The following is a 14,635-nucleotide window of genomic DNA, read 5'->3' as shown; positions in this document are numbered from 1 at the left end:
GGCGGTTCAGGCCCGGCGCGCCTCGGCGGGGGACACCGGTGGGTCGGCCTCGACGCCGTGCAGCACGTGGGCGAGGACTTCCGCGCCGCGCACGACGCGCGGGCCGGGACGGTTGAAGTAGGCCGGACCGTCGAGCAGCCACACCGCGCCGGCCCGCACCGCCGGGAGCTCCGCCCAGCCCGGCAACGCCGTGAGGACGTCGAACTCCGCCGCCGTGCGGTCGGGACTGAAGCCGCACGGCAGGACGAGCAGCACGTCCGGGCGCGCGGCGACCACCGCGTCCCACGGGATCGGGTGCGTGTGCTCGCCGGGCGCCGCGAGCAGGGGTTCGCCGCCGGCCGCGGTGATCTGCTCGGGCACCCAGTGGCCCGCGGGCCACAGCGGGTCGAGCCATTCCAGCGCGACCACACGGGGCCGAGGCTTGCCGGCAACGCGGTCGCGCACGGCGTCGAGCCGGGCGGCGAGCGAACGGACGCGCTCGGCGGCGAGCTCCGGCACACCCAGCGCGTCGCCGAGCGTGGTGACGCAGTCGAGGACCTCGGTGAGCCGCCGGGGTTCCAGGCTGAGCACTTTCGGCCCCGCGTCGAGCATCCGCACGGCTTCGGCGACGCGGGTGTAGGACACCGCGCACACCTCGCACAGGTCCTGGGTGAGCACGAGGTCCGGCGCGAGCTCGGCCAGCCGCGCGGTGTCCACTGAGTACAGCGACGAGCCGCGGTGGGCCGAACCGCCGACGGCGTCGGAGATCTCGCGGCTGGTCAGCACGGCGTCGTCCACCTCGGCCGCGGTGACGACCGGCACCGACTCGACGCCGGGCGGCCAGTCGCATTCGTGGGTGCGGCCGACCAGGTCACCGAGGCGGCCGAGCTCCGCGACGAGGTCGGTGGCGGCGGGCAGCAGTGACACGATCCGCATGGTTCGAACCTAGCCCGCGCCGGACCGCCCCGCGCGGGGGAGGCCGGACCGCAATCACCGTGGGTAGCGCCGCGCGTCGAGTCCACTGTGGACTGACTGCGCGCGGTGTCCGGACGGGCGCGCACCGTGACAGGTCAAGCCGTTGTGGCGCCGGGAGTGTTACGCAGGACACATCCCGCTCGGCGCGCGTGAACACGGTGGTCTGGGGGAATCTGTCGAAAGACCGGGATCTCCCTCAAAACCGGCCGACCTTGTTGTGTGGCCGGTGTGACCGTGGGTAGCGTGCGGCTTTCGGGAAACCGAAAGGGAGGCTCTCGGGTTACCGACAGGGGAGAAGCGGGAGAATGTACGCCGAGGAGCGCCATCAGACGATCCTGGACATGGCGCGCAAAAACGGCCGGGTGGACGTGGCCGGGCTGGCGACGCAGTTCGACATCACCACGGAGACCGTGCGCCGGGACCTGACCGCGCTCGAACGCCGCGGGGTGCTGCGCCGCGTCCACGGCGGCGCGATCCCGGTCGAAAGCGGGGGCACCGAACTCGGCCTGCCTGTGCGCGACTCGGCCATGGCCGCGGAGAAACGGCGCATCGCGAAGGCGGCGCTGGACCTCGTGCCCGCCGAAGGCGCGATCCTGCTCGACGCGGGCAGCACCGTCGGCGAGCTGGCCGGCATCCTGCCGGTGGAGCGCGAGCTCACGGTGGTCACCAACGCGGTCACGATCGCGGTCACCCTCAGCGGCCGCGGCAACGTGACGGTGATGCTCGTCGGCGGCCGGGTCAAGGGCCGCTCGCTCGCCGCCGTGGACAACTGGGCGCTGCGCGCGCTCGGCGACACCTACGTGGACGTGGCTTTCATGGCCACCGACGGCGTGTCCGTGGAACGCGGCCTGACCACCCCGGACTCCTCGGAGGCGATGGTCAAGCGCGCGGCGATCGCGGCCGCGCGCCGGACGATCGTGCTCGCCGACCACACGAAGATCGGCAACGACCACTTCGCGCGCTTCGGCGATCTGGACGACGTGGACACGCTCATCACCGACGACCACGTCGACCCCGGAGCCCTCGACGAGATCCGCCACACGGGTACGAAGGTGCTCACTGTGTGACCGCGAGCGCCCTGCTGTCCCACCCGGTTGATCGACAGCTGGCACAGTGGCACCGGCAGCAAGATCCCGCCGGGCATGAGCGCCCGCGATGCGTGGAGGAGGCGCGGTGGCCCTTCGGAGTGGCCTGCGGCCGGTGCCCGGAACCGAGCTGGCCGGGCGGGACTGGGAACTTTCGCTGCTCGTGCGGAAAGCCCGCGACGCCGCGCTCGGCGAAGGCCAGGCGGTGCTGCTGCGCGGCCCGGCGGGCATCGGCAAGACGAAGCTGGTGGCGGCCGCGCTCGACGAGCTCGACACCGTCGCCGCCACGGTCCTCACCGTCACCTGCCCGGAAAGCGGCTCGTCGGCGTACGAAGCGGTTCGCGCGCTCTTCGCGCCGCTGGACCTGACCGGCGCCGGCCTGCCCGACGGGAGTGCCCGGCTCGCACTGCCCGCGCTGGAGCCGGGCGGCGCCGAGGGCGCGGCGGCCGACACGTACGCCGTGATGCACGGCCTGCACTGGCTCACGGCGGGGCTCACCGCCGACGGGCTCGTGGTGCTCGCCGTGGACGACGTGCAGTGGTGTGACGAGACTTCGTTGCGGTGGCTGGGTTTTCTGTTGCGCCGCGCGGAGAACCTGCCGCTGCTCGTGGTGATGACCCAGCGCACCGGCCGTGATGCACCGCGCCCGGAGGTGCTCGGCGAGATCGGGGCGACGCTGACCTGCCTCACGCTCGACCTGGAACCGCTGGGGCCGCAAGCGGTGGCCGAGGTGCTGCAGGCGCGCTTCGGCGCGAGTCCGGACGACGCCTTCGTGCGCAAGTGCGTGGAGGTGACGGGCGGGAACCCGTTCCTGCTCGACCGGGTGGTGACACAGCTGCGCGGCAGTGCCGATCCGCGCGTCGTGCCTGATGCAACGCACGTGCCGGCGCTCGACGAGCACGGCCGCGAGGTCGTGGCGCGCTCGGTGCTGGACCGGCTGCCGGCCGCCGCGTTCGCCGTCGCCCGCGCGATCGCCGTGCTGGGCGGGGAAGAGCTCGAGCTGATCGCGGCACTCGCCGGCACCCAGCCGGGGCCGGCGGCGGCCGCCGTGCGCGCGTTGCGGGCCGACGACCTGCTGCTGCCCGACCGGCTGGAGTACACCCACGACCTGATCCGCCACGCGGTCGTGGACGCCGTCTCCGCCGAACAGCTGCACGCGTTGCGGGAACGCGCGGCCACGCTGCTCAACGACAACGGCCGGGCGCCGGAGGAAGTCGCGGTGCAGCTGCTGCTCCTCAGCGGGCGGCCGCAGCCGTGGATGGTGAACGTGCTGCGCGACGCGGCCGTCGTCGCGGAGAACCGCGGCGCTCCGGCGGCCGCGGCCCGCTACCTGACGCGCGCGCTCGCGGCGGACGAGGACAGCGTGGCCGTGCTCGGGCACGTCGCCCGGGTGCTCGCCCAGGTCGACCCGAAGGCGGCGCTCGGGCACCTCGAACGGGCGCTGGACCTCGTGACCGATCCGCGGCGCCGGGTGCCGCTGGCGGTGCAGTACGCGCTGACTTCGCTCACGTCGCAGAACTCCTTGCGCGCCTACGCGCTGGCGGAGTCGGTGCTCGACCGGTTCGACGAGGCCGTCGGCGGCACCCCGTCGGCACAGGACCGGTCGACGCGGACGCTGCTGGAGTCGGTGCTGCTGCTGTCGGGCATGGACGAGAAGGCCACCGTGCGCCAGGTCGGAGAGCGCTTCCGCGACGCCGTGCCGCCGCAGGGAGACACGGCCGAGGAACGGCAGCTGCTGGCGATGCTCGCCTCGCTCGGGACGCTGCAGGGCAGACCGGCGGCCGAGCTCGCCGGGCACGCCCGCAAGGTCCTCTCGATCGGCGACGTCACGCCCGGCGGCTGGGCCGTGCTGGGCGCGGTGCTCACGCTGTACCTCGCCGACGACGTCGAGCCGTCGCTCGCCGCGCTCGGCGACCTGATGGAACACGCGCAGCGCCGCGGCGAGGCGTGGACCTACACGCTCGGGGCCAGCACCCGCTCGCTGGTGTTGCTGTGGACGGGAAACTCCGCCGACGGCCTCTCCGACGCACAGTTCGCCCACGACATCATCACGCAGGAGGCGTGGGGCGACGCGGGCGCGATGCCGCAGGCGGCGCTCGCGGCGGCGCTGATCCGCCACGGTGAACCCGCCCGGGCTTTGCAGGTTCTCGACAGCGTGCGCCGGCCGCGGCTCGACCGGTTCACGCTGGAGTACCACTGGGTCCTGATGGCGCGGGCCCGCGCGCTCGCCGCCACCGGCGACGGGCCCGGCGCGCTGGAGCAGTTGTTGCGCTGCCGCGACAGCCTGGCCGAGGCCGACATCGCCAACCCGGTGCTCGCGCCGTGGTGGTACGAGGCGGCCGAGGTGCTGGCGGGGCTGGGCCGGAGTGACGAGGGCTGGGCCGGGATCGAAGAAGCCGAAGAAGGCGCGGCCCGGTGGGGCACCGCCCGCGCGCTCGGCATGGTCCGGACCGCGCGCGGCGTGCTGACGCCGGGCGACACGGGCATCGACCTGCTCGCCGAGGCCGCCGAGATCCTGGCTCCGTCCCCGGCGAAACTGGAGCACGCCCGCGCGGAGTTCCTGCTCGGCAGGCGGCTGTTCCACCGCGGCGACGCGGAGGGCGCGCGGGACCGGCTGCGCCGCTCGATCGACGTCGCCGTGCTGTGCCGGGACAAGCTGCAGCTGAACCAGTCGCTGCCGGCGCTGGCCGAGGCGGGCGGCCGGATGCGGCGCGGGACGGCGTCGCCGGCCGACGCGTTGAGCGGCAGCGAGCGGCGCGTCGCGGAGAAGGCGGCCGAGGGCGCGACGAACCGGGAGATCGCCGAGTCGTTGTTCCTCACGGTGCGTACGGTCGAGCTGCACCTGACGGGCGTGTACCGCAAACTCGGGCTGAAGGGGCGGGCGGAGATCGCCGAGGCGCTGAGTGAGCAGCCGTGAAGCGTTCTACACCCTCCGTGACGGCTTGAGGACGGTAGAAGTACCGCCGTGAATGGTCACCGATCGTTACGGTTGCCCCCGCGTCCGGCGCTGTCGGGCGCGCAGGGGCAGAAATTCACTACCTCCTAACGTGGGAAACAGCGATAGTCATTCTCCGGGGATAACCTTTAGTGCAGAATCGGTAGCCTGAGCGTCACTGGATGGGATGGCCGGGGAGGTGGGTGTGCAGAACCTCCGAACACGCTTCGTGACCGGTGTGGTGAGCGGCGGCGGGTCCGCCGGCCCGCTCCTGGGCCGCGAATCGGCGCTGCGGACGGCCGGAGAGCTCGTCACGGCGCTCGGCGAGGGCCGCCCGGGGTTGCTCAGCGTGATCGGACCGCTGGGCGTCGGCCGCAGCGCGGTGCTGGGCCGGGTCGCCGAGGCGGCCGCGATGAGCGGGGCCGCGACGGCCGTCGCGCGGTGTTCGCCGGTGGAGACCGACATTCCCTACAGCGCCGTCACGCAGCTGCTCGCCGCGCTGTGCACGCCCGCCCGGTTCGCCGAGCTCGTGGAGCTGTGCGTGCGCGACAGCAGCGAGACGGGGTCCTGCACCTCGCCGGTGCACCTGGTCTGCGCGGAGTTCGCGGCGCTGAGCCGCCGCGGCCCGCTGGCGCTCGCGCTCGACGACCTGCAGTGGGCCGACCCTTGGTCGCTGTGCTGGCTCGAGGCGATGCTGCACCGCGTCGCCGGCGCGCCGATCCTGATCGCGACGACCTCCCACGGCCCGCTCGGCCGGTACCTGGGCACGGACGCCGCGTTCGACGCGGCCTGGCCCGTCGAGCTGCAGGAGGTGGGCCTCGAACCGCTCAGCTCGGCCCAGACCGCAGCGTTCCTGACGAACACCACGGGCGAACCGGTCGACGAGGCCTTCGCGTCCGCCGCCATGGCCGCGACTCGCGGCTTTCCCGCGGTGCTGGCCCGCACGCTCGACCGGCTGCAGGCCGAGGGCGTGCCGCCCGTCGCGGACCGGACGCCTGCGCTCGTCACGGCCGCGCGGGCGGTGTGGTCGGAAAGCACCTGCCGCGTCGCGCGCGGGTTGCCGGCCGATGCGATCGCGCTGCTGCAGGTCTTTGCCGTGTGCGGCGAGGACTTCGACTTCGAGCTCGCCGTCGCGCTCGCGCGGCTTTCCGAGTCCTCACCCGCGCAGGCGCTGGAGATCCTCGTGACGACCGGGCTCGCCGTGCCGGACCCGCCGCGGCTGGCCGAACCGCACCTGGCCGGCGAGGTGCTGGCGGTGATGCCGGCGAACGAGCGCGAGGACCTGTTCGTGCGCGCGGCGGCGCTCGGCCGGCGCACCGGGGTGGGCTCGGGCGCGATCGCCGACCTGCTCGCCGCGGCGCCGCCGGTGGGCCGGGCCTGGGCCGGCACGGCGCTCACGGACGCGGCGGCGTTGCGGTCGCGGCAGGGCCGCTCCGGTCCGGCGGTCACGGCGCTGCGCCGCGCACTGGGCGAACCCCTCGGCTCCGAGCAGCGGGCGCGCGTGCTCACGCGGCTCGCGACGCTGGAGGTCGCGCAGAGCCCGGACGCCAGTGACACCCGGCTGCGGCAGGTGCTGACCGCGCCGCCGTGCACCCGCTCGTGGCCCTCGGTGCTCGAAGCCGCCGACCTCCTCGTCGGCCGCGGCGACAACGAAACGGCGCGCCAGGTCGTGTCGGTGATGTGCGAGCGCGGCGCGGGGATCATCCCGCAACCGTCGCTGACGACGCTGGGCGTGATCGGCTGGATCGCGCAGGAGGAGGGACCGGCCGAACCCGAGGTGCCGGTCGAACCCCTGGCCGCGCCGGCGGATCCGGCCGCCGACGGCGACCCGGCCCAGGCCGGCGCGCTCGCGTGGCTGCTGGCCACCCGCGGGCAGGACCGCCCCCGCGCCGGCGCGCTCGCGCGCGAAGCGCTCGCCAACCCGGATGACGACGGCCCGCTGATGCCCAAGCTCATGGCCGGCCGCGCGCTCCTGTGCTGCTTCGAACCCGCCGAGGCGCTCTCCGGCCTCGACGCCGTGCTCATCCAGGCGCGCATCCGGGACAATCGCGCGATCGCGGCGCAGGCGCTGCTGTACCGGGCGCTCGCCGCGGGCTGGCTCGGCCGCGCCGAGCAGGCGCGCCGCGATCTCTACACCGCCGGCCGCGAGCTGCCCGTGCGCTGCTGGCACCCGACGCTGGTGGCGCGGCACGTGGCCGGGGAGATGGCGACGTACCAGCAGCAGGGTGACGTCGAGAAGGCGCGGGAAGCCGAGGCGGCGCCGCTGCCGGCCGGAGCCGAACGCGGGGCCGGCTGGGCGTTCCTGCTCTACGAACGCGGCCGGCTGCGCCTCGCACGCGGTGACGTCGAAGGCGCGCTGACGGCGCTGCTGGAGTGCGGCCGGATCCTGCGGGGCCGGCACTGGCTCAACCCCATGTTGTCCCGCTGGCGCACCATCGCGGCCGTCGCGCAGCTGCGGCTGGGTGACCGCGCCGCGGCGCAGGAGCTGATCGCCGAGGAGAAGGCGCTCGGCGAAGCTTGGGGCGCGAGCGAGCTGCTCGACTGGATGCGTGAGGTGTCGTTCGCGAAACTCGGTGCGGGCGCGGCGATCCACCCGCCGGCGGCCCGGCCGGCACTGCGGCTGCCGGCCCCGCGGGACGAGGACGACACGACCGGCGGGCTGCTGTCGGAGCCCGAGCGCGAGGTGGTGGAGCTCGCCGCCGGCGGGATGGCGAACCGGGACATCGCGAAAGCGCTCTCTGTGGCGACGAGAACCGTGGAGCTGCGGCTCACCAAGGCCTACCGCAAGCTCGGGATCCGCGGCCGCGCACAGCTCGCGGCCCGGTGGGCGCCGGCGGGGCGGGGGGAGTGAGCGGCGGTGCTCCTCGAACGCGAACCTGAGCTGGCCGTGCTGGAGAAGGCCGTGCTGGAGGTGCAGTCGGGCGAGGGGGCCGTGCTGCTGGTCGGCGGTCCGGCCGGTGCGGGATCATCCGCGCTGCTGCGGGAGATCGGGTCGTCGGCGACGCGGCTCGGCGCGCGGGTGCTGCGGGCGGGCGGCGCACAGATCGAACAGGATTTCCCGCTCGGCGTCGTGCGCCAGCTCGTGCTCCCGCTGCTGTCGGTGCCCGGCCCGCCGGTGGCGGCGCCGGTCGCGCGGGTGCTGCTGGACCCGCTGACCGGCGGCCGGCCGCCGGTCGTGGGCGACGACCCCGCCCGCTCGGCGACGGCCAGCGTGCTGCACGGGCTGCACACGCTGTTCGTCGGGCTGGCCGCGCAGCGCCCCGTGGTGGTGCTGGTGGACGACCTGCACTGGGTGGACGAGCCGTCGTTGCGGGCGCTGGCCTTCCTCGCCGGGCGGCTTTCGGGCATGCGGGTGCTGATCGCGGCGGTGCTGCAGGACGGCACCGCCGGGCGTGAGCCCCTGATCCGCGAGATTGCCGACGTCGCCCGCTACCACCTGCGGGCCGCCCCGCTCTCGGCGGAGGCGACCGCGCGGCTCGTCGGCCGCAAGTTCGGCGCGGACCACGCCGCGGAGTTCGCGCTCGCCTGCCACGAGGTGACTTCCGGCAGCCCGAAGGAACTGCGCACGCTGCTCGACCGCGCCGTCTCCCACCGCGTCACCGGCAAGGCTTCGGACTGCGAACGGATCCACGAGCTGGGCACGGCGTTCCGGCGCGAGCGCCTGCAGTTCCTGCTGCGGCGCGTTCCCGGCGTCGCGGCGTTCGCGAAGGCGCTGGTGGTCCTCGGGGGTGACGCCGAGCTGGACCTGGTGCTGCGGCTGGGTGAAGTCGACGCGCCGGGCCGCATGGCCGCGCTCACCGCGCTGGGCGGCCGCTGGCTCGAAGTGGCCGGCGACCGCGTCACCGTGCGGGACGCGTCGCTCAACCGCGTCGTCGAGGAACTGCTCGACGCGCGGGAAAGCTCGGCGCTGCACCGGAAAGCGGCCGGGTTGCTCGACGAGAGCGGCTACCCGCCCGAGGCGGTCGCCGCGCAGCTGCTCCAGGTCGACGTGATCAACGCCGGGTGGGAGGTCGAGCGGTTGCGGGCGGCGGCGCAAGCAGCCCGCCGTCGCGCCGCGCCTTCGCCGGCCGGGCGCTACCTGCGCCGCGCGCTGCTGGATCTGTCGCCGGACAGCGGGGAGCGCGCGCGGTTGCTCGTGGAGCTGGCCGCGGCCGAGCTCGACGTGGACCCGGGTTCGGCGGTCCGTCACCTCGCGCAGGCGGCGCCGCTGATGCCGACGGTGCGCGACCGCGCCACCGTGGCGACCTGGATTCCCTTGCCGGTGGCCGGGGAGGGCCCGCTCGTGGCCGAGCTGGTCCGCGACGTAGCCGACCGGCTCGGCCCGGCCGAGGAGCTGTCCGGCCACGACCGCGAGCTGGCGCTGCGGCTCGAGGCCCGGGTCTGGTTCTCCGGTCTCGGCGAACCAGCCAAGCTCGCGGCGGCCGCCCGGCGGCTGGCCGAGCTGCGCGACCACCCGCACGGCCCGACCGCCGGCGAACGCGAACTGCGCGTGGTCTTGCTGATGGCCGCCACCCTGGGCTCGGGCACCACGGCGGACGTGATCGCCGGCCAGGCCCGGAAGCTGCTCGCCCACGATCCGACCAACACCTACGGCGCGCTCGCCGCGCTGCAGACCCTGCCGGCCGTGCTGATGGCCGCCGACGCGGTGGACGCGGGGTGGTCGTGGCTCGAAGCCGCGTACGACAACGCCCGACGCCACAGCAACCCGACACCGCAGGCCCTCGTCGGCGCGCAGCGCGGCCTGCTCCTGCTGGGCTGCGGGCGGCTCGTCGAGGCGCGGGAGGAGGCGGTGCGGGCGTTCGAGCTCGTCGACCGCTCGTGGCCCGACGCCGTGTTGCTGCCGTCGGTGGTGCTCGGGCTGGTGGCGTTCGCGTTGCGGGACCGGCCGCTCGCGGCGCGGGTGCTCGACGGCGCGCCGCCGGGGGACCTGCGGCTGTTCGAGATCCGCCGCTCGTTGCGAGGCGCGCTCGCGGCGCAGCGCGGTGACCTGCAGATGGCGCTCGCGCAGTTCCTCGACAGCGGGCGGCGGCTGGACCGGGCCGGCTGGCACAACCCGGCGATGCACCCGTGGCGCACGTGGGCGGCGGTGCTGTCGCACCGGCTGGGCCGCCAGGACGACGCGGTGCGCCACGCCGAGGACAACTACGAACGCGCACTCGAGTGGGGCGCTCCGACCACGCTCGGGCGGGCGCTGCGCATCCGGGCCTCGGTGCACCCCGACCGCGACCGCGCGCTGGAGCTGCTGCGCGAGTCCAACGAGGTGCTGCGTGGTTCGGTCGACCGGTTCGAGCAGGCGAAAGCGCTGATCAAGCTGGGCGAGGTGCTGCGCGATGTCGACCGCGACGAGGCGGAGCGCGTGCTGGCGCGCGGACGCCGGCTCGCCGAGCAGTGCGGAGCCCACTGGCTCGGCGCCGAGGCCGACGGGTTGTTCGCGGCCCCGGCCGGATCCACCGCCGCGCCCGTGATCCGCCCCGAGCTGACACGTGGCGAGGCCACCGTCGCCGAGCTCGCCGCGCGCGGGCTCACCAACGCCGACATCGCCGTCGAGCTGGGCACCAGCCGGCGCGCGGTCGAGAAGCACCTGACGAGCGCGTACCGGAAACTCCGCATCGACGGCCGCGCGGAGCTGGCCGCGGCGCTCGGCGGCGACCCGGAAATCGGCTGAACCGGGCCGCGTTGTGCCGCTGGCCGGGAATTGACGGCAGAAGTACCGCCACGAACTGGTGCGCGTAATCGGGGAATGTCACAGTTATGCGCCGAACCGAATGAATGGGAACAGGGTTTCCGAAGAAGTTTCAGGTCCGCGGGGGAACGGGCCGTGGCATTTCGGGAACTCCGAAGAACGGGCACATACCGGTGGTCTCACGGGCAAGGGTGGGCGATGTGGGTTTATGTTCGTCCGTGTGGGACCGCGCGCCCGCACCGGTGGTCGGGGCCGGCGGGCGAACGCGAGGTGAACTTCGGCTGAGTGATTTCGGTTTTGGCTGGTCAGAGGGAACCGTACCGCGTCCGACCGCACCGTACCGAACCATCGTGTGGGGGTACCGCAGGATTAAGCGGGGAGGCTCCGGCGCTGTTGACTTGGTTGGTTTTCCATCCATAGACTGAGATCAACAAATGAAACGTCATATGTCGGCCGATTCGCTTCCGGTCGGCAGATCATGGCCTCGCGTGACCTGAGAGGAATGGTCGATACCGATGAATTCCAGTGCAGTCATCGCCAAGCCGGCGCCTTCCGCCACCACCATGGCCCGGAATTCCGATGAATACCGCGACATCTACACCTCCCTTTTCGAGCAGTCCGGGATGTGCATGGCCAACCTCGACCTGGGGTTGCGCGTGCGGGAAGCCAACGTGCCGTTCTCGCGGCAGTTCGGGCGCACCGCCAAGGACGTGTACGGCCGCAGCTTCTGCGACTTCCTGCACCCGAGCGTGCAGGGCAAGCTCAAGCACCAGCTGACGCGGCTGACCGAGGGCCAGCACGCCCGGTTCGCCGAGCAGATGGTGGCCGTGGGCCCGCGCGACTCCGTGTTCGCGGGCGAGCTGACCGGCATCGCGGTGCGCAGCGGCGGCCGCGTCGACACGATCACGGTGCTCGTGAAGCCGGACGACGCGGACTCCGCGCCGCAGCTGGCCAGCAGCAAGCAGAAGCTCCTGAGCCAGGTCGACGCCCGCATCCTGGAGGGGGTGGCCGCCGGCGAGTCGACGGTGCAGCTGGCCGCGAAGCTGTTCCTCTCCCGCGGCGGCGTCGAGTACCACGTGACCACGCTGCTGCGGAAGCTGAAGGTCACCAACCGCCCGGCCCTGGTGTCCAAGGGCTACTCGATGGGCATCCTCGGCATCGGCCAGTGGCCGCCGCGGGTGCGCCCGGAATACATCCGCTGAGCCCGTGCTCACCGAGCGGGAGCAGGAGACCGCGCTGGTCGCGCGAATCCTGGACGACACGCGACGCAGCGGTACCGGCTGCGTGGTGACCGTCTCGGGACCGCTCGGCATCGGCCGGTCGGCCCTGCTCGGCGCCCTGGCCGAGGCGGCCGTGCTCGACAGCGGGCCCGAAGCGGTGCTCGTGCTGCGGGCCGGCGGTGTGCGGTCCGAACGCGACTTCCCGCTCGGGGTGCTGCGCCGGATGCTCGACGTCCTGCCGGAGACGGCGGTGCGCTTGCCCGATCGTGCCCGGACGGCGGGAGGTCTCGCCGACGCCGACGCGATACGGGTGCGTGACGAGGTGCTGGCCCACGCCGCGGGCCGGCCCCTCCTGGTCCTCGTCGACGACCTCCACTGGGCCGACCCGTGCTCCGCGCGGTGGCTGGCTCTGCTGGCGGAGTCCGCTGAGGACCGTCCGGTGGTCCTCGTCGTCGCCGGCCGGCACGACCGGGCCGGCGTGGCGGAAACCGGTCCGCTGGCGCGGATCTACGGCCGTACCGCGCACGAACTGGCGCTGCGCCCCCTCACGCGCGCCGGGGTGAAGCAGGTGATCACCGACTGCTTCGGTGAACCAGGCGACGGGGCTTTCGTCCGCGCGTGCACCACAGTGTCGCACGGCCGCCCCCTGTTCCTCGCCGCTCTCGTGCGGAGCCAGCGTGCCGCGGGCCGGCGGCCCCAGTCCGGTGCCGTCAAGGCCGTGCGGACGTGCCGCCCCGCCGCCATCGGCGCGCGGGCGGCGCAGGCGCTGGCCGTGGAATGCCCGCCGGTCAAGGAAACCGCGTACGCGCTGGCTGTGCTGGGCGAACCGGCCGGCCCCGGACTGCTGACGCCGCTGACCGGGCTCGCGGCCGACGACTGCGCCGCGGCTCTGGCCGCGCTCGCCGCGGCCGGCCTCGTCGACGAGAACGAACCCGCGTGGTTCGCGCACGCGGCGATCGCCGACGCCGTCGAAAACTCTTTGCCCGCCTCGGAAACCGCCGAACGCCACCTGCGGGCGGCCCGGGTGCTCGCCGAAGCCGGCCGGCCGCCCGAGGACGTCGCCCGCCACCTGCTCGCCGCCGAGAGCCCGCCGACCGGCTGGGCGATCGGGTTGCTCAAGGCCGCGGGGCGCGACGCGTTGCAGCGGGGCGATCTCGCCACCGCGCGCCGGTGCCTGCTGCGCGCGCTGCTCGGGGTGACGGCCGGTGGTGCCGACCGCGCGGAGCTGCTCGTGGATCTGGCCACTGTGGAGCGGTCGTCCGCGCCCGTGGCTTCGCTGCGGCACCTGACCCAGGCGTTGCCGGGACTCACCGGCCGCGGCCGCCGGGCCCGGGAGCTCGCGGTGCTGCCGCCGCTGGCCCTGGAGCTGGCACCGGCTTCGCTCACCGCGCAGTTCGCCGCGGCCGCCGCGGAGCTGAGCGTCCCCGCGGATCGCGACCTCGCGCTCGCCCTGGAGGCCCGCCTGCGGTACGCGCGGCTGGGGGAGCTGCGCCCGTTCACCGACGCCCTGGCCGGGTTCGCCCGCCTCGATCCCGCGGCCACCCCGGGCTCCCGCGCCGAACGGGACCAGGCCGCCGTGCTCGTGCACGCCGCGACGCTCGCCGGGCAGGACGCCGAGCGGTGCGGCGTGATCGCGCGGAAAGTCGTGCTCGGCGAGCCGCCCTCGCCCGCCGACGCGCGGACGGCCGTGCCACTCGCCGCGCGCTCGATGCTGGCGCTGGACCTGCTCGACCAGGCCGACTCGTGGCTCACCTCGCTCACGGTGCTGGCGCGCCGGCAGTGGGGTGAGAACGCGGCCGAGACGTTGGTCGCCCAGGCCGAGCGCGCGTACTCGCTCGCCCGCCGTGGCTGGCACACCGAAGCCGCGACACTGGCCGCGCGCACGCTCGAACGCGCCGACCCGGCGTTCACCGCCGTCGCCGTGCGCTGCTGCGAAACCCTCGCGCTGATCGTGGCCGAAGCCGTGGTCCCGGATCTGGCGCGGCGGGCGCTGTCGGCCTACCGCGCGCGGGAGAACGCGCTGATCCCGGCTTGGCTGGGCAACCTCGTCGACGGCGTGGTCGCGGCCTCCAACGGCGACGCGGAGGCCGCGCTGGAGCACCTGCTCGACTGCGGCCGCGAGTACGACCTCATGGGCTGGGGCAACCCGGCCGTGCTGCCGTGGCGCACCTGGGCCGCGCGGCTGCACCACCGGCTCGGCGCCGAAGAGCTGGCCCACGACCTCATCGAGGAGGAACACGAACGAGCCGCCGCGTGGGGCGCGCCGACCGCGCACGGCCGCGCGCTGCGCGTGTGGGCGAGCATGACCGAGGGCCCGCGCGCCCTGGACCTGGCGCGCGAGGCGATCGAGGTCCTCGACGGCTCGTTCGGGCAGCTGGAGCTCGCGAAGGCCCACATCCTGCTCGGCCGGCGCCTGGCGTCCACCGACCGTGCCGCGTCCGCCGAACACCTGGCCCGCGGCGAGAAGCTCGCGAAAGCCTGCGGTGTCGCCGACGTACGACCCCACGGCGACCCGACGTCCGGCGCGCACCCGGCCGACCTGACGCCGTCGGAGCGCCGCGTCGCGCGGCTCGTGCTGGCGGGCCAGGCGAACCAGCGCATCGCCGAAGACCTGGAGATCAGCGTGCGGGCCGTGGAGAAGCACCTGACGAAGGTGTACCGCAAGCTCGGCATCGCGGGTCGGGGCGGCTTGCCGGACGTCGCGCACATCCTGGAACCCGCCGAGGGGAACTGACCGCACGAAGAGGGCCCGCCGCGA

The 14,635-nt window shown here is 74.3% G+C and carries 7 protein-coding genes; 6 read left to right on the top strand and 1 reads right to left on the bottom strand.

Going from position 1 to position 14,635, the window contains the following annotated elements; all coding sequences use genetic code 11:
• Window positions 1-6: 6 nt before the first annotated feature.
• Window positions 7-915, bottom strand: a complete 909-nt coding sequence (locus ACFY1H_RS09200; protein ID WP_366582055.1) for a cobalamin-binding protein — start codon at window positions 913-915, stop codon at window positions 7-9.
• Window positions 916-1,259: 344 nt separating this feature from the next.
• On the opposite strand from ACFY1H_RS09200, the gene ACFY1H_RS09195 reads away from it, so the two are divergent.
• From ACFY1H_RS09195 to ACFY1H_RS09170, 6 genes are all read left to right on the top strand, one after another.
• Window positions 1,260-2,021: a DeoR/GlpR family DNA-binding transcription regulator gene (locus tag ACFY1H_RS09195; RefSeq protein ID WP_366582056.1), complete on the top strand. Its 762-nt coding sequence runs from the start codon at window positions 1,260-1,262 to the stop codon at window positions 2,019-2,021.
• A 106-nt stretch (window positions 2,022-2,127) separates the two neighbouring features.
• Entirely contained in the window at window positions 2,128-4,956 is a 2,829-nt protein-coding gene (locus ACFY1H_RS09190) for an ATP-binding protein (RefSeq protein WP_386945648.1), read from the top strand.
• 223 nt (window positions 4,957-5,179) lie between these two features.
• On the top strand, window positions 5,180-7,825 hold the full coding sequence (locus tag ACFY1H_RS09185) for an AAA family ATPase (protein WP_386945646.1): 2,646 nt from the start codon (window positions 5,180-5,182) through the stop codon (window positions 7,823-7,825).
• A gap of 6 nt (window positions 7,826-7,831) precedes the next feature.
• On the top strand, window positions 7,832-10,639 hold the full coding sequence (locus ACFY1H_RS09180) for an AAA family ATPase (RefSeq protein WP_386945645.1): 2,808 nt from the start codon (window positions 7,832-7,834) through the stop codon (window positions 10,637-10,639).
• A 533-nt stretch (window positions 10,640-11,172) separates the two neighbouring features.
• Window positions 11,173-11,859 (top strand): LuxR C-terminal-related transcriptional regulator, encoded by a 687-nt coding sequence (locus tag ACFY1H_RS09175; RefSeq protein WP_366582060.1) that lies wholly within the window; start codon window positions 11,173-11,175, stop codon window positions 11,857-11,859.
• Window positions 11,860-11,863: 4 nt separating this feature from the next.
• On the top strand, window positions 11,864-14,611 hold the full coding sequence (locus tag ACFY1H_RS09170; protein ID WP_386945644.1) for an AAA family ATPase: 2,748 nt from the start codon (window positions 11,864-11,866) through the stop codon (window positions 14,609-14,611).
• Window positions 14,612-14,635 lie beyond the last annotated feature (24 nt).

Source organism: Amycolatopsis sp. NPDC001319 (assembly GCF_042896185.1).
Classification (GTDB): Bacteria; Actinomycetota; Actinomycetes; order Mycobacteriales; family Pseudonocardiaceae; genus Amycolatopsis.
This window is presented reverse-complemented; position numbering and strand designations above follow the sequence as displayed.

Bases quoted from the DNA above. Each gene is read 5' to 3' on its own strand.
- ACFY1H_RS09200 (WP_366582055.1), bottom strand. From the start codon at position 915: ATGCGGATCGTGTCACTGCTGCCCGCCGCCACCGACCTCGTCGCGGAG.
- ACFY1H_RS09175 (WP_366582060.1), top strand. From the start codon at position 11,173: ATGAATTCCAGTGCAGTCATCGCCAAGCCGGCGCCTTCCGCCACCACC.
- ACFY1H_RS09195 (WP_366582056.1), top strand. From the start codon at position 1,260: ATGTACGCCGAGGAGCGCCATCAGACGATCCTGGACATGGCGCGCAAA.